We start from the raw sequence: 26,306 nt of genomic DNA, 5'->3' as shown, positions 1-26,306 counted from the left end.
AAACGAAACGTCCGATTTCAGGATATTATCTTCTTACTCTGTATCCCTTTGAAAACAATCTACAACTCTGGTAATCTTATAAAGTTGGGAGGATAAATGATGAGTAAAGGTGCATTTTCTAAAATCTCTTTGATTGTTCCCCTTATATTGATTGCCTTAGCAGGTATATTTGTCTCTGGTATAAGTGAGAGCAGCACATCAGCGTTCAAACCAGGTACGATCTACTCACGTAATTCAGCAGGAGAGCAAGTCATTGCCTATAATGCCGGTCATACCTATGCGCTCGATAAGAATGGTCATGTCATTATTTCGTATAACAATGGTAAATCTAAGGTTAAAGCTCCGTTGATCTTGTATCCAGCCAGCGGAAACGAAGAGTCGGGAATGACTATTAGTGAAACAGGATTTTATATTTCTCCTGAGAAAACAGCAATAACTTATGGAGGCTTTAATGGGAATCCGGTCGAGGTGCTTATCTCCAATGACAAGGGGAAATCATGGAGTACCTATCAAGTGACAAAGCAACTCATAGGCACCACCAAAAACATCGGGTTCACCACCAGAAATGACGGCTGGATTGTTCTTAGCAGGTTCAACGGAATGGGCAGTGAAAATCATTATATCTATGAAACAAGGGATGGCGGAAAGTCCTGGAGTGAAGTAAAAGGGAACGCTAATGAGGTTTACGCTAGAGTATTAACTGGCGCAGGCTACGCCAACGATAAAATTGGGTTTATGGGCTTCAGATATGAAACCGACTTCCAACCAGCGATTTGCTGGACACAGGACGGAGGTAAGACCTGGACCAAGCTTCATATAAAGGGGCTCACTGGTTTTGCCTCTTATAGCATGACCCCACTGTCACCTGTATTTGATGGAGCCAACGGACGGTTTCCAATTCAACTTAGCCAGGATGGCGCGAGTAACGTAGTCGAAACCATTTATTTGACTAGTAACAACTACGGTAAGACGTGGAGGTACGATAAGGCTGACGATATGTTTGGAAAATAACCTGAACGATAAGTATGAAAATGATTATATGAAATGTACATAGCTTTGGGGGCGAAGAAAATGGTTGAGGAAACGATTAAGCTAAATGATGTAGGGATTAATGTAAGGTACTCGCTAGATTCCAAGCCAGTTGTTTTATTTCTTCATTTTAGTGGCGGGAATTTGAACATGTGGTCAGGAATCATCCCGCAATTTGCACAGGAATACAGTATTGTTGCTCCTGATTTTCGAGGACATGGCAAGTCTGACAAGCCCGAAACTGGATATCACATCGATGATATGGCTAATGATATTTATTTGTTATTGCAGCGATTAAACGTAAATCACTGTCATATCGTAGGTAGTTCGATGGGGGCTGAGGTGGGTCTTAGTTTAGCTGCGTCACATCCAGAGCTCGTCCTATCCCTTATATGTGAGGGCGCTTTATATAATGAGTTTGGAGAACATGGGTTATTTAAGGGTACAGAGGAAGAAATTGAACATGAAAAAGAAGGCCTTCGGGCTCAATTAGCTGAAAGGAATGAACGTGTATTTGCAACTAAAGAAGAGTATATCGAGGAAGAACGAGCAAAATTAACAGAGCAAGGATTATGGAATGAATATTTCTTGGCCTTTTTTGAAAGCAATCTACAACAGATGCCAAACGGTAATTATACTTATTGTTATTTAAACCGCGTCAGAACAGAATATATTCAAAAGTACTGGGATGTGAAGTTTGAGCAATATTACAAAAAAGTACAATGTCCTATTTTATTTCTTCCTAGCGAAGAGGAGTGGGGGGATGAGGAAATTAGAAGTATTCTACATACGTTCACTACTCTATTAGATTTATATGAAATTGAGCATATAGAAAACTCCATCCATGCTTATGTCTGGATGCAGCTTCCGATTACAGCAGGGAAAGTAGCAGTAAGCTTTATAAGTAAACATGCTGAATCAAACCTATAATAGTGTTTGAAATAATAGAGAAGTTGGAGTGATTAACTTGGATATTATATTAGATGATTTAACTGGACCGGAAGTGGTTGCACTAATCGGGGAACATCTTCAGGGTATGGCCCTTCATTCGCCGCCAGAAAGTATACATGCTCTAAATCTTGATGAATTAAAAAAACCGGAAATTACATTCTGGAGTGCATGGGAGAAAGGAGAATTAGTCGGTTGCGGGGCGCTTAAGGAACTTGATCGTCAACATGGAGAGATAAAATCAATGCGAACATCTTCCGCACATCTGAGAAAAGGAGTGGCAAGACGAATCCTTGAACACATTATTGCAGAAGCCAAGCGACGTGGCTATCAGCGGCTAAGTCTGGAAACGGGCTCAATGGATGCTTTCGAGCCAGCCAAAAGATTATATGCAAGTTTTGGGTTTCAGTATGGTAAGCCGTTTTCAGATTACACTGAGGACCCCAATAGTGTATTTATGACAAAGGAATTATAAGATCGTTTTTCATAAACGTTAAAAGACAACAGCACGTTAAAAGGGCATCTGCGACCAGATGCCCTTTTTTTATATATAAATAAATTGCTCTCAAATAAGCATTATGGTATGATTAGAACACTGTCAATATTTTTGGCAGAAAAAAATAAAGATATTAATCTATATCTCTACTTTAAATTTACCACAGGTAGTTCGGGTTGTCAAATTTTTTCTCGGATTTGAATGAAGAGGAGTGTGTTCAGAAGATGATGAACTTAAATGATTGGCAGCAAGAGCAGGAGCGGCTGGATTTGATTAGAGAAAAGTTGCGATTGAGAATCATCGAGCTGGAGCCTGAGGTGGAGCAACTGAGTGTTCAGGCAGTGGACATTCGAAAACGATTTTGGGAAGAAGTTACGGTCAATACGAGTACTGAGGAAGATTTCGAAGAGACCTTTTTTACAATCAATCAGCAGACCGCAGTGTTGTCGGAACGGGAACGTAGCCACCAACGGCTGTTAAAGCAATGGAAAAGTATGAATCGACTGCTGCCGTCTCCCTATTTTGGGCGCATCGACTTTCAAGAGGATGACCAAGGATTCAGCGAGCAAGTTTATATCGGTGTGTCCTCATTCGTCGATGTAGACGGTATAAACTTCCTAGTGTACGACTGGCGTACACCTATAGCGAGTCTGTATTATGATTATTCTCCTGGGGAGGTCTCTTATGAAACGCCTGGAGGACCTATCGCGGGTACGATGAAGCTGAAGCGGCAGTACCAGATTCGCGACGGACAGCTCCGGAATTTATTCGACTCGAGCGTAACGATCGGCGATGAACTATTGCAACAGGTGCTCGGTAAGGGCGCTGATGCACAGATGAAGAGCATTGTGTCGACTATCCAAAAGGAGCAGAACGCGATTATCCGTAATGACAAAAGCCGGATGCTCATTGTGCAGGGGGCAGCTGGAAGTGGGAAGACCTCTGCGGCACTACAGCGGGTAGCGTATTTGCTGTATAAACACCGCGCGAGACTTAAAGCCAACCAAATCGTACTTTTTTCGCCTAATCCGCTGTTTAACAGCTACGTCTCTACAGTCCTACCCGAACTTGGCGAGGAAAATATGCAGCAGACGACCTTCCAAGAATATCTTGAAAATTGGCTTGGGATTTCGTTACATCTTGAGGACCCTTTCGATCAGCTCGAATATGTGCTAACAGAAGAAGCAACACCAGGATATGCTTCCCGGATGAATGGGATTGAATATAAGTCGTCGGAGGTTTTCCTTCAAGCTCTCCAAAGCTATGCATTGTGGCTAGAGCGGGAAGGAATGCAATTCAACAAGATCCAGTTTCGGGACCGTGATTTAATCACCGCTCAGCAAATGAAATCGCAATTCTATAGCTACGACGCCTCCACCCGCCTGGTCAATCGTGTCGTTCTGCTGCAAGAGTGGCTGCTGCGAGAGCTGGCAATACTGGAACGCAAGGAGCAGGAGGCGGATTGGGTTCAGGAGGAACTGGGCTATCTCGACAAGGATCAATACGATGAGGCGTTTAACGTGCTGCACAAAGAGCAGGGAGTTTTTGATTTTGCCGAAAAGTATGCCAAAGCCTACGAGATGATGCGCAAAAAGCTCCGGCGAGACGAGAGCGACTTCGACTTTGGCCAGCAAGTGGAAGAACTGCTGCGCCGCTCGATCGTGAAAGAGTATTTCGAACCGTTGAGACAGAGTATAAAACAGTTGCTGTTTATAGATATGCTTGGGCTGTATACCCAGCTGTTCAGTGAGGGAGCCGCTTATCGACAAATGACGAATGCAGCTGAAGTACCCGAGCATTGGCCGCAAATCTGCGAACAAACCAAGGAGAAGCTGAGTCGGCTCGAACTTTTTTATGAGGATGCAACACCTTGTGTCTATTTAAAAGAACTGATTGAGGGCGCTCGGACGAACACGCAAGTACGCCATGTATTCGTTGATGAGGGTCAGGATTATTCGATGTTTCAATATGAGTATCTTAAAAGGCTGTTTCCCCGTGCTAGCATGACCGTACTCGGCGATTTCGGCCAGGCGATCTTCACGCAGGCAACGAATTTGCAGGAGGCGGATTCACCACTGATTCGACTATACGGCGAAGCTGATACGAGTCAGTTCTTGCTTGTCCGCAGTTATCGTTCAACCCGCGAGATCGTGGAGTTCACGAAATCGCTGCTACCAAGCGGGGAGGGGATCGTGCCCTTCAATAGAAGCGGCAGGAAGCCACTTCTATTGAAGGCAAGCAGCAACGAGGAACGGGTGGAACGATTGGCAGCAGATCTGGCGGCGCTTCAGACTGAAGGTTTTGCTTCCATCGCCGTCATTACGAAGACCGCGACCGAGAGCAGCGCTGTCTATGCGGATTTAGCAGCTCTAGGCTGCCCATCGCTGCGACTTATCACGAAGGAGACGCCGACTTTCGAGAAGGGAACGCTGGTTATTCCCGCGTATCTCGCTAAGGGCGTGGAATTCGACGCCGTGCTGATCTACGATGCTTCTTCGCAGACCTATCATCGGGAAAGTGAACGCAAGCTTTTTTATACAGCATGCACACGCGCGATGCATCGATTGATACTGTACACAACCGGGGCATGGACTCCTTTTATTCGGGCAGTAGATGCATCTTTGTATGAGGAAGAGCTATTATATTAACAAGTATTGTTGGAAATGCTTGAGGAAAAGGCGAGAACTCATTCAATTCGGAATGAGTTCTCGTCTTTGTTTATGGTTTAAGAACGATTCGGCCTATGGCTTCTTTAGCATCCATGCGTCGCTGCGCTTCTGCGACATCCGTCAGAGTTCCACCAATAGTTTGACCAGAGCTTCTTGCTCAATATCAATTAATTTATTAAAGGCAGAGGTGATCTTGCCAATGTTTTTCTCATTTTTTGATAGGTCATATTTCAGGAACCAGCTTCTTAAATCCAGATAGCTTTTCTCAAGTCTTATAAATTCATTTGTTAAATCAGGATTGGATAAATATCCATTATCATTCAGGTATTCTAATTTCATTCTCATGCATTTTTTATGTTCCCAAAGGATATGAATTGGGCGTATATCATACTCCAACTTTTCACTGATAAATTTTTCGAAGTATAATTTCACATTTTTTTGAGCGTTTATGCCTAATAAATAACCTTTCCCTAGAAGGTGTTTATGTAACTGGTTCAATGGGAGTGCGGTATTTTCTGAATTGAGAAAATCGTTTATTTGTCTTTTTAAGAGATCAACATCAAACTTGTAATTTGCATTATGATTCGTTTTTAAGAACAGGATCTTCTTTTTTATACTATGTTCGTAGGCTATTAGTGCATCTGCAAATTTGATTTTCATTGTGCTGTATTGCCACTGGGCATTGAAACCAACGGTGTCCAGAAGTTTATTTTCCCGATCATAACCATACAGGAAATTGACATGAGTATAGGGTGATTTATGGTATTCGGCTTTATCAGGTAAATAATAATCATCGAGTTCAATGAATGCATAATATTCGTGATCAATTTTATCAATTAATAACTCTATTAGCTCACTGCTCTTAACACTGTCAATAATCTCAAAATCCAGCAAGGGGGCTCTTTTTAAAGTATGGACAAAATTAAAATCCATATCACCCGCTAAAGGATCACATCCCCATAATTGTACATAGTGATTATTTACCCAATCCCAACCATTTTTGTGATTTAAAATCGCTATCATCGGATAAGTGACGTCCAGCCTGCCTATGATGGGTGGGGTTATCAGGTTTAAGCTGCTACAATTCTTCATAATCATCAACCTCTCTTATCAAAAAAAATTAATAGATTGCCATAAAAATCAAGATAGGGTTTAACAGGATAATGTCCTGAAAAAATCTATTGACCGAGATAATCATTAGCATTATTATAGGCTCATGTTATAACAATTACCATATATAGGATTTGTTTAAAATTATGACAATAGTCTAAGTGTTCACACAGACCCTGTATTTTGCTTGAAATGATTCCATTTACAACACACCGTAAAAGGAGAGATAGCAATGGAGAAGAATACGTTTGGAATGATTGAGATTATTAGTGAAATAAAAAAAGACCCTGCTCTGCTTGAAACGTTAAATGGACAATCGGATATTATCGCAGAGTCAGGTATGGACTCGCTTGAAATGATTAATTTTATCCTTAGAATAGAAGATGAGTTCGACGTGGAAATTGATTTCGATGAATTTGACTTGTCCCACCTGGGGACCATTGATCATTTTCTCGACTTTGTTGTTCAAAGAAAAGTGAGCCCCTAAACATGGAGGACGACAATAGACGGGTATACTGCGCTACATTTGATGCGGAGCAGTATTGGCGTGATCCCATGCTGGCCAAATTGCCTTTTATTCCTGACCGGAATGCGCAAAGAATTGTATCTGTTATGGATGAGCTGATGTTTTTATTTTGTCAGCCGGGGGATGCCATCTTGACCAGAAAGCCATTCAATCCAGTGCAGAAACAATATTTACAGTCCATTGGCTTTGACTTTGAGAGCAATGTATTCGATCTTGATCCACGGAGTGAATTGGATAAATGTATATTTCAATTGCTGTGCGAATCAGACAATAAACTGCAAGTAAGCCCCTTCTTAGAGGGGCAGTCGATACTTGCGCCATTTGCCGTTTTGCCATATGCGGCCCAAGTATGTGAGAGCTACAATCTGCAATGCTTTTCCCCAGGGAATGAAATTGTCCAGAACGTGAATTCAAAGCTGTATTCACATCAGATGAAGGATCGGTTGGATATTCGGAATGTGGGAGTTATTGTTCATAGCAGTGAAGAGCTCCACAGCGAAGGGCAGAAGCTGCTAAGTGCAGGGGATTTTTTGATTAAAGATTTGTTTGGTGTTTCCGGAAAAGGGAATTTGCTTGTTCAATCGTCTCAGACCTTGGACCGAATGGTTTCGTATATTACCTCGCAAGAGCAGAAGGGCAAGTATACGCAATTTGTGCTTGAACCTTTACTGCATAAGAAAGATGATTTTTCATGCCAGTTTTATATCTCTGCCCAAGGAGAGACCACTTTTATTGCAGTAAGCAAACTGCTTAATGATGGTTTTGCCTATACAGAATCGTCTACACCCGATGAATCGTTTATGCAATTTCTTGAGGCGGGTAATTATTTTATTCTGATGGAGAGGCTGGCCAAGGAGTTATTTAAGGATGGATATTATGGTCACGTCTGTGTGGATTCAATGATTCTGGAGGACGGAGAAATGGTTCCATTGATTGAAATAAATGCGAGAAAATCGATGAGCTTGATTAAGCATCAGGTCGATCAATATCTGCAGCAATACGAATTGCGGGGCAATTTAAGCTTTTTATCCGTATCAAGCGAACGGCCTGACTTCAGTTATGAGCAGTTGCTGAACACTTTGCACGATGAAGGCCTGTTATATTCCCCTGCCAATAGAAAGGGGGTTCTTCCTTTAAGCGCCAGCACCTTGGAAATTAATAAGTCGACCATGAAAGCAGCTAAAGGAAGATTGTATTATTCAATCGTGAGCCCGGAAGCGGAAGAGAAAAAGAGGCTGAATGAACAGTTGCGCAGCTGCTTTTCCATGCATTCTTACCGAATATACAATTAGGAGGTGTTCAGATGTTGGGGAAGCGCAAGGTAACCATCTTATGCTCCGGATTTGGGTTAGGATTCTATGTCCCAGGACTGCTCCTGGATTACCAATTAAATCGTCGAAACGTAGAAACGGAAGTTATGGTCTTCGAGAATTTTATTGAACAAGATAAAAAAGAAAAAATAAACGACAGCCGCCGCACCTATCACGATAACTTCAAAATGGCACTCTTGGCTTCAAAAATTCCTAATGATATCCGCAACAGCCTGGCGTTCGATCAGATCACGGACTTAATCGAGCAATGGAAGCAGGAAGAACGGCAAGATTTTATTGTTTTATCCGGTCACTGGGTTTATATCTTGGACATGTTGAGGGAACAGGTGGAGTACCCTTTAAATGTTCATCTCATCTATGTGGATTCCGCGCCCTCTCCTTCCTGGAGCAATCTCATGAAATACAAAGCTGATTATGCCGAGCATTATCGTGAAATCTGGCTCTATGATTCCCATACGCAAGAGATCAATTACCGCATAAATGTTACGGAAGAACCTATTGTTCCCTATAGAGAACGGTCCGACCGTTTTCTCATTCATGGGGGCGGATGGGGGATGGGGACATATCAAGGCAAAATTCCTGAATTGGAAGAACACGGAATCCTCTTGGATATTATTGCTTACGATCTTAGGGAGACAGAGTCGACCCATCCGAATAATCGATTTTATATGATGGACCCTGCCTGGAATGCGTGGGATAAAGGGGCAAATGAAAGGTATCGGCTGCCGCCTTTTAGCGAGATAAAGGCAAATATCGTGCCGGAATTCAGGACTGCACTTGAGCATCATGGATCATACGACATTCTGAAAAGAGCAAAAGGCGTGATCAGTAAGCCCGGTGGAGGAACCTTGATTGATTCTCTTGCTTCGGCGACCCCGATGATTTTCCTGGAGCCGTTCGGCAAGCATGAACAGAAAAACACGGATTTATGGTTATCACATGGGCTAGGCATTAGGTATGAGGACTGGAAGGATAGCGGTTACTCTTTGGATCTATTGGAACCTATTCATCACAGACTCGTAGAGCAAAAAGAAGCTGCCAAGGATTATGTAGATGAGTTCCTGGAGTCTTTTTCAATGACCAAAAAATCCATTGTATAAGGTAGGGTGATGATTTCCATGCAGCCAAAAAGCAAAATAGCAATGGATGAAACCCAATTTCAATTGCTGAAAAAAACGATTAGAAATGTGGCTTTACCTTTGAGGGAGAAAACGAGAAGTGCGAATCCAAAGTATAAAACGGAGCTACCGCAGTCCGTAGGCATAAAACTCACGAATCGTTGCAATTTGCGCTGTATTCATTGCTATCAATGGAATGAGGACGGCTATCACCATCAAATGGACAAGGAAGAGCAGAATCGGGATATGGATCTTCAAATCTTCAAAAAAATTCTCGACGAAACGAAGAGCGCCAAATCGAGATTGTATCTTTGGGGAGGAGAGCCGCTTATTCATAAGCAATTCGGAGAAATTGCCGATATGATGGCCGAAGACCCTCGGGAAACCGTCATTTGTACCAATGCGTTATTAATTAATAAATATCTGGATAAGATCCTCAACATCTCCGAAAATCTGGAGCTGCTTATTCCCGTAGAGGACTTTGAACGGGAGCATGATATGATCCGCGGAAAAGGAAACTTCAAGAAAACGATGGATCAAATTGACCAACTGATTCAACTGAAAAAGGAGGGTCTTTATAAAGGCAGAATTTCAATCCATACGGTGATCAACGAAAATTTGGTGCCTCATATGTATGAGCTGCTGGAATTTTTTGAGCAGAAAGGTATTGATTTAGTCATCCTTTGTTTTCCCTGGTACATCTCCAAAGAAACCTCTTTAGCAATGGATGAATATTTCATTGATAAATTCTCCTGGCTTAAAAAGCTGGATGAAAAAAACATCAGCAGTTGGCATGCCTTTAAATATCAATTTAATCCTGAAAAACTGGGTGAGCTGACAACCGAGTTGCAAAAAATTAATGAACGTATGTGGAACACCCGTGTAAGATATCAACCGGGACTTGATTTCGATGAAATAGAGGAGTTCATTAACGGAGAAGTAATGACAAGCCGTTGCGGTACCAATTGCTTGGCGTTATCAACCCGCATGGATATTGGCCCGGACGGCAAGGTGAGTGCATGCAAGTTTTTTTCTGAATTCACCCCGGGAAGCTTGACGGAGAATAGCGTGAAGGAAGTATGGGAATCGGAAGCTTACGATAAAATTCGCGAGATTATTAACAGTGAAGGATTAACACCGGCCTGCTCCAAATGTAATGTTCTATATCTGCACGGCGTATGAGACCGATTCATATAGGTGTTATTGGATGTGCGCAAATCTTGGAGAGATCGCTTATTGATCCAATGGCGCAGTGCGAGGGGTATCAGATATATGGGATTGCCAGCAGAAGTTTATCCAAAGCCGAGCAATATGCCAAAAATTACGGGATTCCGGTCGCTTTCAATAGTTATGAAGCTTTGCTGCATAGCAGTGAGATTGACATGGTCTATATTGTGCTCAGCAATGATCTGCACAAAGAGTGGGCTGTCCAAGCGGTTCAGGCGAATAAGCATGTGCTGGTTGAAAAACCGCTGTGTCTCAGTAGTACAGAATTTTCAGAGATTGAGCAAGCAAATAAGAAGGGTAAAGTTCATATCCTTGAAGGACTAATGGTTCAGCATCATCCTTGGCAGGACAAGGTAAAGTCTATCGTAGATGAGAAACCCTATGGCCGGTTACATCATATCGATTCATCTATCTGTATTGTTCCAAAGTATGATTTAACGCAAAATTACCGCAGTGTGCCAGATAAAGGCGGCGGATCATTTCATGATCTGGGCTGTTATTGGCTGCAGTTCCTGCAAAAAATAGTCGGACTTGAACCTGTTGAATACAGGGCTTCATCCGCCTTCGATGGCCCTAATGGATGCGATATGACGTTCGAAGCCAGACTGCAGTATGCAGATGGGTTATATGCGGCACTGGTTACTTCTTTTGAACAACCGTATAAATCAGCTCATACTCTATATTTTGAACAAGCAACCGTGACCATCAATGATTTTTTTCGTGCGAGCTTAGGCAGGTACAAAATTTCAGTGAAGATTGATCTTCATACTCACGCGGGCAGCGAAAAAATCTATTTCGAACCGCAAAACTATTATACGAATCAACTGTCATTTTTTCATGATGTAATAACGGGGAAGAAGCAGAACCTTCCCTTAGCGGATTCCTTGGAGCGTATCACCTGGACTGAAGCTATCTATCAGTTTGCCAAAGAACGGAGAAACCCATAAATGTCCATTATTGAAGTCAATAACCTTTCTAAACAGTTCAGCTATTATAAAAAAGAGCTCGGCTTAAAAAGTTCGATTAAGAGTTTGTTTCATCGGGAATTGTTATACAAGCAAGCGGTAAAAGATGTTTCATTTACAGTCGAGGAAGGAGAAATTGTAGGCTTTCTAGGCCCCAATGGAGCAGGGAAAACAACGACTTTAAAAATGTTGTCAGGCATTATTTACCCTACAGGGGGCAGTGCGTCCGTATTGGGATTTAAGCCGTGGGAGAGAAAGAAGAATTTCAAACAGCAGTTTGCCATTGTGATGGGGCAAAAAAATCAGTTATGGTGGGATCTGCCGGCAAATGAGTCGCTGCAATTGAATAAATGTATTTACGAAGTAAGTGATCATGACTTTGCAATGACCATTGGGGAGCTAACTGAATTATTGGATGTGAAGGATTTATTGAAAGTTCAGGTCCGAAAACTATCCTTAGGGGAAAGAATGAAGATGGAGTTAATTGCAGCATTGCTGCATAAGCCGAAAGTTATTTTTTTAGATGAGCCTACGATTGGTTTGGATATTCTATCACAAAAAAATATCCGCGCGTTCTTTAAATATTATAACCAACAGAACAAAGTAACGATCGTCCTAACCAGTCATTATATGAACGATATTATTGACTTATGTAAACGGACCATCGTCATCAATGAAGGCAGCGTGGTCTATGATGATGATCTTGCCAACATCAATGCGATGCTGGAGGAGAAAAAAATTGCCACAGTCACCCTTCTAAACTCCGTGAATAAGGATGATCTATTAAGATACGGCAAAATTAAGGAACACGGTGAATTGGAATTCACCTTAGAAATGAATAAGGAAAATTCACAGCAGATTATTAAATCAATGCTGGAGAATCTGCCCATTGCAGATTTCACGCTTGAAGACATTTCCATCGAAGAAGGCATTGCTGCCTTATACCAAACCAGGTAGGAAGAAGGATTATATGGGATGCGGAAGTACACGAAAGCCTTTACTTTAGGATTGCAGAATGCCTTGGAATATCGGATGAATTTTCTGCTAATCCTGATTAGCTGTATTTTTCCAATTTTAATCCAGTATTTTCTTTGGACTACCATCTTCGTCAGTAAAGGCGATTCCGAAGTGCTGGGCTATAACTTCAATCAAATCATCGTGTATACCATTTGTGCGGCTTTACTCTCCAAATTAGTTGCGACCGGGTTTGAATATGAAGTCTCCAATGATGTGAAGAACGGTCAATTAAGTAAGTTCCTTGTGCAGCCGATTGGATATTTTCAATACCGGATTTCAAGCTTTTTGGGTGAAAAAACACCACAAATCATCGTTGTAATGCTGATTCTATTCATTATTTTAACATCGCTTTCCCTGTTCATACATATGGAAACTGAAATCACGCTGGCTAGAATGTTAATGTTTTTTCTGGTTGTTCCTATTTCCATTCTACTTAACTTCTTCATTTCTTATTGTCTAAGTACTTTATCGTTTTGGTTGCTCGAGGTTTGGGGGATTTACCACACCTTTGGTTTGCTGAGCAGCATTGCCAGCGGTGGTATTTTCCCTTTGGATATGTTTGGAGCTACGATCAATAGAATTCTGGACTTTTTGCCTTTTAAATATATTGTGTTTTTTCCTATCAATGTAATCAACGGAAAGCTTCCATGGGATGGAATCATGAGCGGCGTTTTAATGCAATTCACCTGGATCTTTGTCCTCTTTTTACTATCGAAATTATTATGGTATAAAGGCATGCAACGATTTGAATCGGTAGGAGGATAAAATTAGATGTCTCAAATTTGGAAGAATACGAGAAGATATGCTTACATCTATTTCCTATTTCTGAAATACAGCTTGATTTCTTTAATGGCATACCGAATTAACTTTGTTTTTGGTATGTTGGTTGAGCTTGGTTATATCGTGATTAAACTGACCTATGTCTACATCGTGTTTAGAGTTGGCGAAAATATTAACGGATTAACGCCCTATAATGTGACGTTATTTGTCGGCACTTATATTATTATGTCTGGTATCTATTCCGCCCTCTTATTTTTCAACTTTATTAAGCTGCCTGAACTGATCAGGACCGGGGATTTGGATATGTATATCACCAAGCCGATTTCATTGCAATTCATTACTACTCTAAAAAGTATAGATATTTCCGTGGCTGTGCCGAATATTATCGGTGGCGTGATTATGGTCGCAATAGGCTGGAATCAATCGCATATTGAGGTGAACGCAGCTAATGTGATTGGTTATGTAGGCTATCTGATTCTGGGAGTCATTACGACCTATAGTATATTTTTAATTCCTCAAATGCTCGCCTTCTGGACAGTGAAAACAACCGGATTAACGGATCTTTCCAACTCATTGTTTGATTTCAACCAGATGCCGATGACGATTTATAACCGTTTGCTGCAGAGAGTGGGGACATTTATTATTCCTGTGTTTCTTCTTACGAACTATTCCCCCTTATTTCTGCTGCATGGGTTAAGCAGGCTGGAGATGGTCTGGGGAATCGCAGCTCCGTTTATTTTCTTGATCCTAGTAAGAATATTTTGGAACTATGCTCTTAGACATTATACTAGTGCTAGTAGTTAAGGGCTTGAAGTATCAACAACTGCTTCTATGTTAAAATAATCATGCAATTCCTAATCTATAAATATTACAAGGGGACTAACATGGTTAAGAAAATACGGTTCAAAGCTCCTGAGCAGACATGAATAAAGATGATAAGCTGACCATAGGCAATCTCACTCAAGCCGATACATTATCCGTAAACCAGCTGTTTGAAGCCTCAATTACAGATGCCTTTGAAAAAGAAGGCTTGGGACATTTTCAAGATGATATTCAACAAGAAATTGAAAATAAAAAGCGGCTAGTTGAGAGAGCACTTGACCCGACTACAATGGATACCTATTTCCTACTTGCCAAAATAAATGAGGTCGTTGTCGGCACAATTTCCTACAGACCCTGTGGCGAAGATATCCGGATATGCACAGAAAATGAGCTGGATGATGTAGGCGAATTGGGGAGTTTATACGTTCTGCCAAGCTATCAGAGCCAAGGTGTCGGTTCAAGCTTGATCAAGGGCATGCTGGCATCTCTTAAAAAACAGGGTGTTGATCGATTTTGCTTGGACAGTGGCTACAAACGCGCTCAGGAGAGGTGGCTACGAAAATTTGGCGAGCCTTATAAGACGGTTGAGGACTATTGGGGACCCGGTTCAATTCATATGGTCTGGCTGTGTAATACAATGTCAAACACTTTTTAGCGCTCAGGAATTCTGAGGAAGACTTGTTTCGTTTTGTTTTTAAAAATCAATAATGGTATTTGTTCTAAGACACTAACCTCCTGTTAGTGTCTTTTCACTTTGGCATAAAAAAATGATAATTGTTCAAATGTTTCCACATTATAGTATAATAATATTGTGTTTTTTATTGTTTTTGCGGAATTTAAGAGGAGAAGGAATGGTATATTTGATTGATGCAAAATATTACTTGGGTATATGTGTAGATGCACAGCAAAATTATGCGAGGTATAAAAAGGAAGCCGAAGAAAGTGTGGTTAGAACAGAGTTTGTAGAGGAAAAACGTTATGATCTGGCACCTTTCTGGTTCGAGCGTAACACTCTTCATCGCGGGAAGCTTACAGATAAGGACACAGGGATTCATTATGGATTTGATGAGGATCACAAGCTGCGGGTAACAGCTTGCGATGATCTGATCGATGGCTATGGTTACACTTGTTATGAGTCGGATCATGTAATTACACGCTTGTATGTGAGAGGGAAGATAGATTCAATCAAAATTTTTTATGGGAAGTTAGGTAGATTCGAGCGTTGTGTGGAGTTTATTGTGCGGCATGGATTGGAACTGAAGAACTCATGGTATGACTTGGAAGAGTATATTTATGAGCATGATCGTTTGATGCAAGTTCGTAATCCTAAGTATACTGGGGAGGAACTATATAAGCATATTGCAAATACATATTTGGTTTACGATGAACATGGGGAGCTTTATCATGTCTTTGATGGAATGCAGCGCCTCCTCTATAATCACTTAAATCTACAAGGAATCTCTGCATTGCGTGAAGTTTTGAAGAGAGAGGTCATCAATGAGTCCGCAATCTTATTTAAATCGACGGCTCAAAAAATTAACGGTGAGCAGCTCTGTTTTTTTGTGTTGTACCTAGATGATGATCCTTTAGACTGTTTGGTAGATCCGCTTTATGAACCGGGTCTTGAGCGGGTAAGAGTTAAACAAATTGAAGAGAATCATAACCAGTTCAGTTTATGGAGTGGTGGAGAACACCCAACACGCTTTAAGACGTATATTGAGAATCAAGAACTGCTTAAGAAGCTCCGCGCGCTTTATGTTCACTGGAGTCTTGAAGGAGACGGTTGGAATTGTTTGCATAAAAGACAGGAGTTCTGGCAGGAAGTTGCCTATTCCTTGAATGAAGTGGATTGGTCTGAGTATTTTCCGGTTACAGATGATTTCGTGGTGTTCGTGGATTGGGATGGAATTGAAATTGATAACGATGAGCAACTGAAGGCTATCCCTGTTCATAGGCAAGTGAAGTTACGAGAAATAGGTTCACTTCTTTGATAATACGGTTAGCAAATTTGCATCTGAAAGTAATATCTTGTTTAAAGGTGTTACAGTAACAGATTTGGAGCTTTTATAAGCATAATGAATTCTGTACTTTTAATGAGATGCGCTGGACGGGAACTGATATGCTTGTCTCAGGAAATTCCAACTAATAGAGTTAATAGGTCACGAAAAGAGGAGACTCATGTTAACAACATGAGTCATGGAAGTAGGAACGGTAAGACGCTCGAGAAGCCGTATGAGGGAAAACCTCATGTACGGTTTGATGAGTAGGGGCTGAAATTTTACAGCCCTTTACTCTTGCCCAAAAAGCCTTTTACTATTAAATCGAGTTGCGCTTCCAATGAAATAGGATCATTAAAGTAAGAGCCTAAAGGATCGATTTGATAAACATGCTTATTCAATACTGCAGGAAGGTTCTTCCATAGGCTGCTATCATATACGGTGTTGGGATCTGAATCATCCCATCCCCAATTACTTGTAAATATAAAATCACCCGCATACTCAGGTAGCAATTCAAGTGATAGCTCAGCAAAGCCGATATGTGTATCAATTGCTTTCTCTTGAATAATTTTAGGAGCCTTTAACTTGAAATCCCCATAGATGATTTCCCCACCCCTGGCATAGTTATCTCCAAAGGCGTAAATACCTTTAGCATATGGCTGTAGAATGGAAACTGTCTTATCTCCGACAACTGCTTGGATTTTAGGTGAATAATCGGCAATTTTCGTATTCCATGAATCTACCCAATTCTGCGCTTGCTGCTCTCTATTGGTTAGTTTGCCGAATTCCAGCAATAGATCACGATAATTATATTTTCCATATTCAAGACGAATTACCGGAGCAATCTTTGAAAACTTCTCATATACTTCGTCTTCCATGAAGTTCCAACCGATAATCAGATCCGGCGCTAAGGTTAGAACTTTTTCATAAGAGGTACCGTCACCCAAGCTTTGAATCCCATCTACTTTTCCTTCGAAATAGGGATTATCCAATGCGTGCTGAGTAAAGCCTACCGGCTTAATACCTAGTGCAAGCAGATTGCCTGCATAGCTGCCTGTCAAATCAATAATTCGTTGAGGATTCTTCGGAACGGTAATTTCACCGCTGAAGTCCGTGTACACCATTGATTCAATTGCTGAAGCCGTCCTTGTTGCTTCTGGCGTTGCCGAAGTCACAGGCGAGGTGGAAGCTGGTGAAGATTCAGCCGGTATAACAGATGTTGCAGATTCTTCTACCTTGCTGTTATTGCCGCATGCTGACATAACAAATAATCCTACTAATACGATCAATACCAAAAATACTCTTGTATATTTACTGCTAACTTGTCTCATCTATCTTCCCCCCCAGCGTTAATAATGATAACTGGCGGGTTTGCCTAACTTCGCTTTTTTGAAAAAAAGGCACAGCCACCCCCGCTTCATAATTGCGAAGTGGAGGTGGCTGTGCCTATATATTACTGTATTAGCCGAGAGGAATATTAGTATCTTCCTTATTCCTTGACTTCTCTATCCGGTAATTGTGTTACATAACTGTCGGACAGGTGGAGTAGCTTCAGCGCACGATTGAATTCATCTTCTGTAGATTGAAGTGGTTTGTTGCCATCACTGGATAATGTATAATGCTGGCCGTCCTCGAACCCACTACCGGATAAGAATAGTTCTTCGTTATTCACGAATGATCCGGTCGGCAAATAATACCGTTGGGGCAGCAAATTGTAGGCTGTCTGATTCAATAGATCCTGCCCAAAATGAATATGGTTATCCAATGAAACTCCTAATAAATTCGCTACAGTGGGTAGAATATCTACCTGTCCACCTAATTGATTGTTTACGCCTGGGGTCACAGCTCCCTTAGAGGCAATGATCAATGGAATATTGATCAGATCGCGTTCCGTATATTCATGGTCCAGAATTTCCTCCATCAAGGTTTTATCCTCATCTTTCAGCGAGAAAATAGGCAGTCCGCGATGATCACCGTACAGTATGATTATGCTGTCATCCCATACACCGTTCTCCTTGAGTTCTGCAATAAACTGGCCAAGGGCGTAATCCGCGTAGTTCTGGGCACGAATGTAATCACCAACAAAAGTACCCTCGAATCGTTCCGGGAGAGTCATTTGGTATTTATTTTCCGGGATCGAGAATGGATTATGCGATGACATCGAGATAACCTGTGAATAGAAAGGGTCACTGCTGTCATTCATGCGGGCCAGTTCAGTGGCGGTCTTCGAATACAGAACTTCATCAGATGCTCCATAAAATAGGGTGTCATCTTCACCAAAAAAGGGTTTGTCATAGTACCGGTTAAATCCCAGTGCATTATATAGCTCGCCACGGTTCCAGAAGTCAACTTCATTCGTGTGAAAAGTAGCGGTGTCGTAACCTTGCTCCTCCAGCAATTTAGGTAAGCTCGGAAGCTCTTTGGGAGCGTATATCTCCGTAGCCGGACCATCCGGCGGAACATAAAAGGAAGTATTTACGATGAATTCGGCATCAGAGGTGTTCCCTTGCCCGACCTGCTGGAAGAATCGGGGGAAATAGATACTGCTGTCCGCCAGCTTATTCATATTCGGAGTGATTTCATGTCCATCAACAGATAAATGAATTAAGAAGTTCTGAAAAGATTCCATTTGAATGATGATCAGATTCTTTCCTTTGGCAGCACCGAATAAATCCGGGTTGGACTGAGCTTGAATGCCTTTTGTTTGATCAATGAGAGGTTGTGTAATTTGAGAGAATTCGATTTGTTCTTCCTCTTGATCTGCAAGCAGGGCGTAAGCTTCGTAATTCAGAATGCCCATTTGCTCGGCTTGAACGTTCTCATTCATACTGGCCTGGTTTGGGAAGATATTCATCATACATAATGCCAAGGATATACAGAACAAGGCAGCGACTACCTTCCGGTTGCTAGGACCAGACATGGATTTCTTCCAGGCTAGCGCTTTCTTCCGGCTGAGCATAACCAAGCTAATGATAATAATATCCAGAAAAATAAGCATATATTGAGGATGAATGACTGCAAAAATGCTCTTCTTGACGGCACCCACTTGCTTTGCCTGGCCGATTACCTGAGAAGTAGCAATAATGCCAAAGTGATTATGATAGACGATTAAGGAGAAAAACAATATGGTGATTAGTAGATTAACAAGCATATAGATGGCAATCTTCCGTTTCGTGGCGAACCATTCAATCAGACAAAAGATTAATAGTACAAAAGGAATTTCTTTGAACAATGTACTCCACGTTGGCCCATCTTCGAACAAGTAATACCAGGCAAAATAACTTTTCACAAGCATAATAATAGAGAAAAACAGTATGGATCTTTTGCTGAGAGTGTGTGTTTTATTCAACCGCATTGCTTATGCGCATCCTTTTCTTTTTAATTAGTTCATTCTATTACATAGTGGGTTTCATAATCAACTATAAGAGATTACTAATATACTTTGATAGTCTTCCAAAGAAGGCTATAGCTAAAAAGTTCGAGAAAACTCATAAATCTCGACAACACAAATGGATGGCGGCACACAACTTCTCAGAGAATTCTTGCCGCGAAGATAAAGGCGGCGCAGATCGTTCGCGAGATCGCCGCGGTCAAAAATACAACGCTAGGACAGATTGCACTGGCATGCAAAAAGTGACTCTATGTGAATCAAATATGTTAGAGGAAAGAACCCTAACTCGTAGAATATTATTATCTGTGCAATAGAAAGGAGGACCTATTATGTGTTTTCACTGTTATAGAAAAATAAGAATCCGCCACCTCCCACAAAATTAACAAATTGAGGAGGGGTAGCTATGAAAATAAATGATAATTATTTGAAAGATCAATTAAAGCATGTATATTGGTTAAATGGTGGACCTTGTGCGGGGAAGACCACCATGACTAATAAATTTATAAAAGAGTTAGGATTTCGAACCCTAGAAGATGATATTTTTAAATACAGACCATTCTCTAGTCCTATTGAATATCCTGCCCTTCAAATGCCTAATCCTAATCTAGATTGGAATCAGTGGTTTTATTTCAAAGGAAAAAATGATATGTCTTTACACATCTGACGAGGAAATAGAGAGGCTATATTTCTTTAGAGAAGACCATAAGATGATTTTGGATTGTATTAACGCCTATACAACTAATCCAGAGGAAACGATTAAACACAGTAACAAATCCATGGTTAAATTCTCTAATGAAATTAATAACGCTTGTATTAAGAATGGTATCAGAACCATTAACAGAACACCTAACATGAGTATTGAAGAACAATTTAAATTAGTTAGGGAGCATTTTGGGTTTTAAATAATCGTAATCAAGCAGACGGTTGAAAGACACTAACCTCCCAGTTAGTGTCTTTCACTATTTTTATTGCGATAATATGGGGTTTGCTGTTCACTAAAATAGGGGTGATATTTCATGGATTATACTAAGTGTTTTAAGGAAGTCTTACTGAAGTATTCATTTATTGACCCTATCGTAGAATTGATTCGTCATAATGAAAATATTACATACAAGGTAAAAGAAAAGGGATCTGCAGATACTTACTTGTTGCGAATGCATAAACCCGTCACAAAAAACATGCAGGGCATGCATAATACACGCGAGGCGATTCAATCGGAATTAGAATATCTGTTAGCATGGTCGGTTCATTCCGATTTACCAGTTCAAATCCCTGTTTCGAATTTAAATGGTAAGCTAGTAACAAGCGTTGTTATTGAATGCGAAGAAGTGCATTGTTCTGTCTTGAAATGGATTGTGCCCTTATGGCCCAAAGTGAATTGCGAGATACTCTACTATCCGTTTACACTAATACTATTTCCAGAAGAATAGACACTGAGCAGCTAGAGGGTTTCATGTTTTTGGTGATATTTGCATACGTGAACAATTACCAAGTTTGATTGAGAATTATTGCAAACCCTTCCTAAACGGTAAAACGATTATTTATAATTTTTAATTCATTTTGTTGAAGTCGCGTGGAGGTGGTTCTCGCAAGAGAAAGAGCCTAAGTTCTTGTCACAATCTTCCAAATGATAGTATAATAAAAAGCTCATACGGCTATTATTGATCCATCGTGAGGGGGGCGGCAGACCAAGCTCAGATGAGCCTTTCTATGAAAAATGATTACGATCTCTATTGCCGCTATGGGACGCCAGCCAGAATGACTTTGTTACGAATACATACTCATATTGGAATAATAAGGAGATGAGTTCATGACAGCAAATACCACCGCAGAACAAATTCAAATTATCGAATACGATCCTTCCTACGCTGGAGCGATCGCTGAGATGTGGAACCGTAGCAACGAGAGTTGGGGCGGCGGCACTAGCCAGAGAACAGAGGACAGTGTGCGCCGGGAGATGGAGATTACGTCCAATCTTCATGTGTTTCTTGCCGTCGATGGCAAGGAGGTGGTCGGCTTCTGCAGTTTTGCACACTACCGCCAAGATGAAGGGGCCTTGTATGTACCGCTATTAAATGTGCGACCTGACTATCACGGTTACAAGGTAGGCCGCAATCTGATCTTGCACGCCGTCCGCAAAACGGTCGAAGCGGGGTGGCCGCGTCTTGATCTGTTTACTTGGGGAGGCAACACCAAGGCTGTGCCGATGTATAAGAAATGCGGGTTCTTCTGGGAAAAAAATGATGATTACGTCCATCTGATGAACTTCATCCCAACCGTCCTGCAAATGGAAGCGCTCACTCCCTATTTCGAGGAGCTGGATTGGTACGCCGACAGCACCCGCGAACTCCCCATCCAACCGGATGGCCGCCGAGTGCGAGGCTTTGATTTCTTTGATTATACTTGGCAAAAGGGAGAACTCTCCTTGCGAGCAGAATTCGAGAAGACCGGTCGTGGGTTAACCGCTCTCGAAACACCTGACTATGAAATCTCCACTGAGATTGACGACCACGATCTTGTATTCGGCTCCACTTACAAGATTCGTTATCACATCGAGAACCGTTCTACGTCCGAGCTGGCAATTGAGATCAAGGGCCAGAACGACAAGAACATCCGTTTTGATCTGTCCGCTGCCCAGACGCTTGCTCCGGGAGAAACGGTCATCGTGGAAGGTGATTTCGAGCTTGACCCTGTCCGGGAAGAGCAGAATGATAAGAAGACCCATCCCGTAGTTAGGAGTAACTGGATTATCGGTGGCAAGAGGGCGGAGTTTCGCATGGGCATCGCTCCGAAATTTCCCGCCAAACTTAAGCTAGCGTTGCCAACAAGGGAGCTGTATCCGGGCTTTCCGGCTGAGCTATACCTGAACGTAGAGAATAATTTCACTTCAGAAGCAGAATTCGCTTTTGACTTGCCGGAGGATGAATTCCTTAAATGGGATGATCGTGCGGTACGCTTCACGGTTCCAGCTAAGAGCAAAGTTTCTGTGCCGATACTCTTCACTCTGCGGTCTTACGGACTCTACTCACGAGATGTTGAGGTGACGGCCGTTTCTGCTGGAAAGAAGGCGGTCTCCTTCACAAGCAAACTATCTGTCCTAATGAAGGGAACGTTTGGCCGCTTTGGTGGACAGGTGGGGGATCAGTGGGTTGCCGTTAACGGCGCATTCTCCCTCCATCTGAACAAGATTGACAATGGAATATGGATTGAATATCCCGGCTCCAGTCACAACTTTTGGTGGGCCTTTCCGAGATTAGGCAAGCCGTTTGCAGAAGAATTCTCCAAGAAACAGGCCAAAGAAGTGAAGATTTATGCGGAAGGGGAGAGCCAGGTTCTCGAAGCTCTCTACGAGTCGGATGACTTCCCAGGCTTGGAGATAAAGACGGTGGCCAAGCTGTTCGCAAACGGAATCGCTGAGTTTCATCACGAGATTTGCAATACCAGCACCAAAGCGCTGGATGAGAACGTGTATGTGCTGACGAATTTTGGCTTCTTTGGCAAGCGGCTCATCCTGCCATACCAGGGCCATTACGTAGATATGGGCGATGCGCACTCCGGTGATCCAAGTTATTGGGATAGCGCCCAGATCACAGAGAACTGGCTGTTCTGCAAGGAAGAGAACGTCACCTGCGGAATTTGCTGGGATCCTGCTCTGAAGCTGCTCCGTCCGGAATACACGCTTGGGCTGGAGCATAATCTTGGCCGGATTTCCGGCGGAGATGTCGTGCGGACAAAGGCGACTGTGTTCGCTCTAAATACCTTCACCAACTGGTCGGAATTCCGCTCCTTCGCCCGGAAACAACGGAATTCGGTCATACCGGTGCTGGATGATCATCTTGAATTAATACTCGGCCGCGGAAATCCGTTTGCAGCGGGGGCACTTCATGCAGAACTAATTGAACGAAAGATGATTCCGCTTGCTGGGAGTCTTGAACTGTATGTGCAAAACGATGGCGCAGCAGAACGGATAGCAACGGGTATCGAGTTGCAAAGGGAGCAGGATTTGCGCTCCGCGGATTTTGAACTCTCTCCTGAGGAACTGGAATCGCCGGGGCACAGTGAGTCCGGCCGGAAGGTCCGGGTCGTCTATCGCGGAGCGGATCGTGTTCAGGAGCGGTCGAGCCTCTGGTTCCCTCAGGCGGAAACAACCGTCGTTTGTGGGATAGAAGAAGGCCCGGCTGGATCCATTTACACGGTGAACAATGGAATTCTCTCGATTGCGGCTGCTCCTGAATTCGGGAGCGTCGTGCATTCTCTGAAGCACCGAGGGGAAGAATGGCTGGACAGCTCCTATCCGCAAGCAGGCCCGCGTTCCTGGTGGAATCCTTGGCACGGTGGACTTGGCGTGGGAATTCCCGGCATGGGTGGATTCAGTCGGCAGCAGGAGCCGAGAACCGCGGCTTGGGTGAAGCGAATGGATGAGCACGGCAACGTCTGGAAGGGGCTGCGAATAACCACTTCTATCGAGAAGCAGGAAGCAAATCGGGGGATCACAATCAACCAACATTACCTTATGCTGCCCGGTGTCCCTGTGCTTTGTATGCTGCATTCGGTAACCAACTTAAGTGGAGTGGTTCTGCCTCAGTTTTCGCTATCGGAGGATAGTTGCTTCAAGCCTTCGCCTGTCTTTTCTGAAGGCTGGATGGAATTCCCCAAGGAAGGTAAGTTCCTGCTTGGAAAGATGGAAACTCAGCTTGATTCTAAGGGGATCATGCGAATCGGTGCGACTTCACGCCAGGACATGCTGCATATTGTGAATAGTTATCCCAATCAGCGGGCTTCAGCGTATGTGAACAACAAGGTGTTCGCGCATAATGTGAATCACCAGCTTCCACTTCTGAATGGAGAGACCGCTTGGACACAGCCGACCTTCCTAATCTTGGGAGAGCTCGCTCTGAATCCAGAGGATGTACGTAGCCTTCTGAAGCTAAACTTTGCCAATTCAACTGATAACGAGGAGACCTCAAATGCCGATCATTGATATTCACATTCATCTGTCCGACATTGACAGCTTTCATCAAACAGCGGTGGAGCTGTCCAAAGTCGATTACACTGCAGCTGGCCTTAAGGCAGAGTTTGACAAGAACGATGTCGTTCTCGGTATTGGTATGGGTGTCACAGAGCAGACGAAGGGAGCCTTTCCCGACTCTACTTCACCCAATCCGATGGGCCTTGACTTGGAAGACAGTGTTCCGCCGTTCTTAATGGAATGCGTTGGCATCAATCCGAACAGGCTCACCGGGAACCACGCCCAAGAGGAGATGGACCGCATCGAAGCGCGGCTGCAAGCTCCCGAGGTAGCGGGAATTAAGCTTTATGCCGGGTACTATCATCATTATGTCTATGACTCAATCTATACACCGATCTATGAGCTGGCTGCCAAGTACGGCATGCCCGTGGTCATTCATACTGGCGATACGTACTCGATGAATGGATTGCTCAAGTATTCTCATCCTCTTACCGTGGATGAATTAGCCTTTCAGCAGCGCGGTGTGAACTTTATGATCTGCCATCTGGGTGATCCCTGGGTGATGGACGCTGCCGAAGTGGTGGCCAAGAATCCGAACGTCTATGCCGATTTGTCCGGCCTCGTCGTCGGCGATCGGTCCCATTTTGAACGGTTCATGAACGAACCCTTGTTCATGGACCATTTTCGCCGGGCGCTAGTGTACTCCGATCATTACGATAAAATGTTGTTCGGAACAGATTGGCCGCTTGCGCCCATTGATCTTTATGCAGAATTCGTCCGCCGGCTCGTACCTGAGCAGCATCATGAGAAGGTATTCTACGAGAATGCCTTTGGGCTGTTTCCAAGCATTCAGCAGCGGATTGCGGCGCTCTGATTGTAAATCGTCAATTGCCTCACGACAACTAGGAGCTGCTTTTCATACTTGCTTGTCGCCATGCGGTTTGTCCCATCAACTCCCGCATGGTAGACAGGTACTCGGTTTCCGATGTCGTCCATCTCAGTCTGGCCATCTCTTCTGCATCCGGACCTGAAATATAACGCAACCGATCGGATTCATCACTGGCAGCAAGGTAAACCTGAGCAGCAACCTGGTCTTCCTGTGCATCTTCAAAGGGATAGTTGTTTATCATCGAATGCATCATTTGATCAAAATACGGTTTATATTCAACAGGAATGGGTGTATTTAGGGTTGCAGTGTGGCTCGACGCGAAGTTCGTGTTTCGCATGGCTCCTGGCTCTACAAGTTTAATTAAGATATTTTGCGATTCAAGCTCATAGGAAAGGGATTCTGACATCCCTTCGAGTGTATGCTTCGTCGCGGTATAGATCGATAGAAGCGGAGCTGCCGCAAAGCCGATGCCCGAGCTGATATTAACAATGGTGCCGCCACCTTGTTTGCGAAAATGCGGAGTAATGGCCTGAATCACATTCATAACGCCGAATACATTGGTCTCAAAAATTTCACGGATGACATCCATGGGTGTCGCTTCAAAAATGGAGACAGTGGTGATTCCGGCATTGTTCACGACAGCGTCGATTTGACCAAATCTGGAGATCCCTGCCGAAATCGCTGCCTCGATGCTCGCTCTGTTGGTAACGTCAAGTGCTGTCACATAGATTCTTTCAGGATTTCCCTCTGCAATACGCTCGTCCGGTTTACGCATTGTTGCGACAACATTCCATCCCCCATCTACGAACTTTTTAGCCGTAGTATAACCTAAACCCGTGGAACAACCCGTAATTAGCACGGTTTTTGTCATTTGAATCTCTCCTTTTTAAGTACAACGTGGAATAGTAGTTTAACAAATGTATTTCTAAAATGAATTCTACAAGGTTATAGTCTATCTAAGTCAAACTCAAATATTAGAACCTTGTGAGTAAAGGATTATATTTGAAAAAGACAGCAGCAGA

The 26,306-nt window shown here is 42.8% G+C and carries 22 protein-coding genes; 18 read left to right on the top strand and 4 right to left on the bottom strand.

From position 1 onward, the window contains the following. Positions 1–96: 96 nt before the first annotated feature. The 4 genes from GJB61_RS30425 (at position 97) to helD (ending at position 5,121) form a co-directional block, all read left to right on the top strand. The gene (locus GJB61_RS30425) at positions 97–1,011 is read left to right on the top strand and encodes a WD40/YVTN/BNR-like repeat-containing protein (protein ID WP_154122767.1); all 915 of its coding nucleotides are present in this window, start codon (positions 97–99) and stop codon (positions 1,009–1,011) included. 60 nt (positions 1,012–1,071) lie between these two features. Further along, the gene (locus GJB61_RS30420) at positions 1,072–1,959 is read left to right on the top strand and encodes an alpha/beta fold hydrolase (RefSeq protein WP_195724530.1); all 888 of its coding nucleotides are present in this window, start codon (positions 1,072–1,074) and stop codon (positions 1,957–1,959) included. Between the two features lie 37 nt (positions 1,960–1,996). Further along, positions 1,997–2,452 carry a GNAT family N-acetyltransferase gene (locus tag GJB61_RS30415; RefSeq protein WP_154122765.1) on the top strand — a complete coding sequence of 152 codons (456 nt, stop codon included), beginning with the start codon at positions 1,997–1,999 and terminating at the stop codon, positions 2,450–2,452. Positions 2,453–2,700: 248 nt separating this feature from the next. Further along, complete coding sequence (helD, locus tag GJB61_RS30410; protein WP_154122787.1) at positions 2,701–5,121, top strand: RNA polymerase recycling motor HelD; 2,421 nt, start codon at positions 2,701–2,703, stop codon at positions 5,119–5,121. A 141-nt stretch (positions 5,122–5,262) separates the two neighbouring features. Here the strand turns inward: helD and GJB61_RS30405 are convergent, their stop codons facing one another. Then, positions 5,263–6,234 carry a hypothetical protein gene (locus tag GJB61_RS30405; protein WP_154122764.1) on the bottom strand — a complete coding sequence of 324 codons (972 nt, stop codon included), beginning with the start codon at positions 6,232–6,234 and terminating at the stop codon, positions 5,263–5,265. Between the two features lie 250 nt (positions 6,235–6,484). Between GJB61_RS30405 and GJB61_RS30400 the strand changes: the two genes are divergently transcribed. The 10 genes from GJB61_RS30400 to GJB61_RS30355 all read left to right on the top strand — a co-directional run bounded on the left by GJB61_RS30400 (position 6,485) and on the right by GJB61_RS30355 (position 16,029). Further along, a complete protein-coding gene (locus tag GJB61_RS30400) occupies positions 6,485–6,739 on the top strand; it encodes an acyl carrier protein (protein WP_154122763.1) in 255 nt (84 codons plus the stop codon). A gap of 2 nt (positions 6,740–6,741) precedes the next feature. Continuing rightward, entirely contained in the window at positions 6,742–8,070 is a 1,329-nt protein-coding gene (locus GJB61_RS30395; RefSeq protein ID WP_154122762.1) for a hypothetical protein, read from the top strand. 11 nt (positions 8,071–8,081) lie between these two features. Beyond that, complete coding sequence (locus tag GJB61_RS30390; RefSeq protein ID WP_154122761.1) at positions 8,082–9,209, top strand: glycosyltransferase family protein; 1,128 nt, start codon at positions 8,082–8,084, stop codon at positions 9,207–9,209. A gap of 18 nt (positions 9,210–9,227) precedes the next feature. After that, on the top strand, positions 9,228–10,409 hold the full coding sequence (locus GJB61_RS30385; RefSeq protein WP_154122760.1) for a radical SAM protein: 1,182 nt from the start codon (positions 9,228–9,230) through the stop codon (positions 10,407–10,409). Next, a complete protein-coding gene (locus GJB61_RS30380; RefSeq protein ID WP_154122759.1) occupies positions 10,406–11,401 on the top strand; it encodes a Gfo/Idh/MocA family protein in 996 nt (331 codons plus the stop codon). Before GJB61_RS30385 ends, GJB61_RS30380 begins: the two co-directional genes overlap by 4 nt. After that, positions 11,402–12,376 (top strand): ABC transporter ATP-binding protein, encoded by a 975-nt coding sequence (locus GJB61_RS30375; RefSeq protein WP_154122758.1) that lies wholly within the window; start codon positions 11,402–11,404, stop codon positions 12,374–12,376. It begins immediately after the preceding gene. An 18-nt stretch (positions 12,377–12,394) separates the two neighbouring features. Continuing rightward, a complete protein-coding gene (locus GJB61_RS30370; protein WP_154122757.1) occupies positions 12,395–13,201 on the top strand; it encodes an ABC transporter permease in 807 nt (268 codons plus the stop codon). Between the two features lie 6 nt (positions 13,202–13,207). Further along, positions 13,208–14,020: an ABC transporter permease gene (locus GJB61_RS30365; protein WP_154122756.1), complete on the top strand. Its 813-nt coding sequence runs from the start codon at positions 13,208–13,210 to the stop codon at positions 14,018–14,020. A 118-nt stretch (positions 14,021–14,138) separates the two neighbouring features. Then, on the top strand, positions 14,139–14,693 hold the full coding sequence (locus GJB61_RS30360) for a GNAT family N-acetyltransferase (RefSeq protein WP_154122755.1): 555 nt from the start codon (positions 14,139–14,141) through the stop codon (positions 14,691–14,693). Positions 14,694–14,889: 196 nt separating this feature from the next. Further along, a complete protein-coding gene (locus GJB61_RS30355; RefSeq protein ID WP_154122754.1) occupies positions 14,890–16,029 on the top strand; it encodes a hypothetical protein in 1,140 nt (379 codons plus the stop codon). A 287-nt stretch (positions 16,030–16,316) separates the two neighbouring features. On the opposite strand, the gene GJB61_RS30350 is transcribed toward GJB61_RS30355, so the two are convergent. Then, on the bottom strand, positions 16,317–17,366 hold the full coding sequence (locus tag GJB61_RS30350) for an iron-hydroxamate ABC transporter substrate-binding protein (RefSeq protein ID WP_154122753.1): 1,050 nt from the start codon (positions 17,364–17,366) through the stop codon (positions 16,317–16,319). A 158-nt stretch (positions 17,367–17,524) separates the two neighbouring features. Beyond that, complete coding sequence (locus GJB61_RS30345) at positions 17,525–19,330, bottom strand: LTA synthase family protein (protein WP_229522536.1); 1,806 nt, start codon at positions 19,328–19,330, stop codon at positions 17,525–17,527. A gap of 499 nt (positions 19,331–19,829) precedes the next feature. Between GJB61_RS30345 and GJB61_RS30340 the strand changes: the two genes are divergently transcribed. The 4 genes from GJB61_RS30340 to GJB61_RS30325 all read left to right on the top strand — a co-directional run bounded on the left by GJB61_RS30340 (position 19,830) and on the right by GJB61_RS30325 (position 25,269). Then, positions 19,830–20,090 (top strand): hypothetical protein, encoded by a 261-nt coding sequence (locus tag GJB61_RS30340; RefSeq protein ID WP_154122751.1) that lies wholly within the window; start codon positions 19,830–19,832, stop codon positions 20,088–20,090. A gap of 352 nt (positions 20,091–20,442) precedes the next feature. After that, the gene (locus GJB61_RS30335) at positions 20,443–20,856 is read left to right on the top strand and encodes a hypothetical protein (RefSeq protein WP_154122750.1); all 414 of its coding nucleotides are present in this window, start codon (positions 20,443–20,445) and stop codon (positions 20,854–20,856) included. A 380-nt stretch (positions 20,857–21,236) separates the two neighbouring features. After that, entirely contained in the window at positions 21,237–24,407 is a 3,171-nt protein-coding gene (locus GJB61_RS30330; protein ID WP_154122749.1) for a GNAT family N-acetyltransferase, read from the top strand. Next, positions 24,394–25,269, top strand: a complete 876-nt coding sequence (locus GJB61_RS30325) for an amidohydrolase family protein (RefSeq protein ID WP_154122748.1) — start codon at positions 24,394–24,396, stop codon at positions 25,267–25,269. The genes GJB61_RS30330 and GJB61_RS30325 overlap by 14 nt, the downstream gene beginning before the upstream one ends. 28 nt (positions 25,270–25,297) lie before the next feature. Here the strand turns inward: GJB61_RS30325 and GJB61_RS30320 are convergent, their stop codons facing one another. Continuing rightward, positions 25,298–26,155, bottom strand: coding sequence for an SDR family oxidoreductase (locus tag GJB61_RS30320; protein ID WP_154122747.1), 858 nt, complete (start codon positions 26,153–26,155; stop codon positions 25,298–25,300). Between the last annotated feature and the right edge of the window lie 151 nt (positions 26,156–26,306).

This window comes from Paenibacillus monticola, assembly GCF_009664975.1.
Lineage (GTDB): Bacteria > Bacillota > Bacilli > Paenibacillales > Paenibacillaceae > Paenibacillus_AQ > Paenibacillus_AQ monticola.
Note: the sequence above shows the minus strand (reverse complement) of the source record. Positions and strands in the feature narration are given on the sequence as shown.

Excerpts from the sequence above, each read along its gene's own strand:
- GJB61_RS30325 (WP_154122748.1), top strand. The coding sequence starts at position 24,394 with ATGCCGATCATTGATATTCACATTCATCTGTCCGACATTGACAGCTTT.
- GJB61_RS30340 (WP_154122751.1), top strand. The coding sequence starts at position 19,830 with ATGAAAATAAATGATAATTATTTGAAAGATCAATTAAAGCATGTATAT.
- GJB61_RS30400 (WP_154122763.1), top strand. The coding sequence starts at position 6,485 with ATGGAGAAGAATACGTTTGGAATGATTGAGATTATTAGTGAAATAAAA.
- GJB61_RS30390 (WP_154122761.1), top strand. The coding sequence starts at position 8,082 with ATGTTGGGGAAGCGCAAGGTAACCATCTTATGCTCCGGATTTGGGTTA.
- GJB61_RS30355 (WP_154122754.1), top strand. The coding sequence starts at position 14,890 with ATGGTATATTTGATTGATGCAAAATATTACTTGGGTATATGTGTAGAT.
- GJB61_RS30405 (WP_154122764.1), bottom strand. The coding sequence starts at position 6,234 with ATGAAGAATTGTAGCAGCTTAAACCTGATAACCCCACCCATCATAGGC.
- GJB61_RS30330 (WP_154122749.1), top strand. The coding sequence starts at position 21,237 with ATGACAGCAAATACCACCGCAGAACAAATTCAAATTATCGAATACGAT.
- GJB61_RS30360 (WP_154122755.1), top strand. The coding sequence starts at position 14,139 with ATGAATAAAGATGATAAGCTGACCATAGGCAATCTCACTCAAGCCGAT.
- GJB61_RS30320 (WP_154122747.1), bottom strand. The coding sequence starts at position 26,155 with ATGACAAAAACCGTGCTAATTACGGGTTGTTCCACGGGTTTAGGTTAT.
- GJB61_RS30420 (WP_195724530.1), top strand. The coding sequence starts at position 1,072 with ATGGTTGAGGAAACGATTAAGCTAAATGATGTAGGGATTAATGTAAGG.
- GJB61_RS30375 (WP_154122758.1), top strand. The coding sequence starts at position 11,402 with ATGTCCATTATTGAAGTCAATAACCTTTCTAAACAGTTCAGCTATTAT.
- helD (WP_154122787.1), top strand. The coding sequence starts at position 2,701 with ATGAACTTAAATGATTGGCAGCAAGAGCAGGAGCGGCTGGATTTGATT.
- GJB61_RS30345 (WP_229522536.1), bottom strand. The coding sequence starts at position 19,330 with ATGCTTGTGAAAAGTTATTTTGCCTGGTATTACTTGTTCGAAGATGGG.
- GJB61_RS30395 (WP_154122762.1), top strand. The coding sequence starts at position 6,742 with ATGGAGGACGACAATAGACGGGTATACTGCGCTACATTTGATGCGGAG.
- GJB61_RS30350 (WP_154122753.1), bottom strand. The coding sequence starts at position 17,366 with ATGAGACAAGTTAGCAGTAAATATACAAGAGTATTTTTGGTATTGATC.
- GJB61_RS30365 (WP_154122756.1), top strand. The coding sequence starts at position 13,208 with ATGTCTCAAATTTGGAAGAATACGAGAAGATATGCTTACATCTATTTC.
- GJB61_RS30335 (WP_154122750.1), top strand. The coding sequence starts at position 20,443 with ATGGATTATACTAAGTGTTTTAAGGAAGTCTTACTGAAGTATTCATTT.
- GJB61_RS30370 (WP_154122757.1), top strand. The coding sequence starts at position 12,395 with ATGCGGAAGTACACGAAAGCCTTTACTTTAGGATTGCAGAATGCCTTG.
- GJB61_RS30380 (WP_154122759.1), top strand. The coding sequence starts at position 10,406 with ATGAGACCGATTCATATAGGTGTTATTGGATGTGCGCAAATCTTGGAG.
- GJB61_RS30385 (WP_154122760.1), top strand. The coding sequence starts at position 9,228 with ATGCAGCCAAAAAGCAAAATAGCAATGGATGAAACCCAATTTCAATTG.
- GJB61_RS30425 (WP_154122767.1), top strand. The coding sequence starts at position 97 with ATGATGAGTAAAGGTGCATTTTCTAAAATCTCTTTGATTGTTCCCCTT.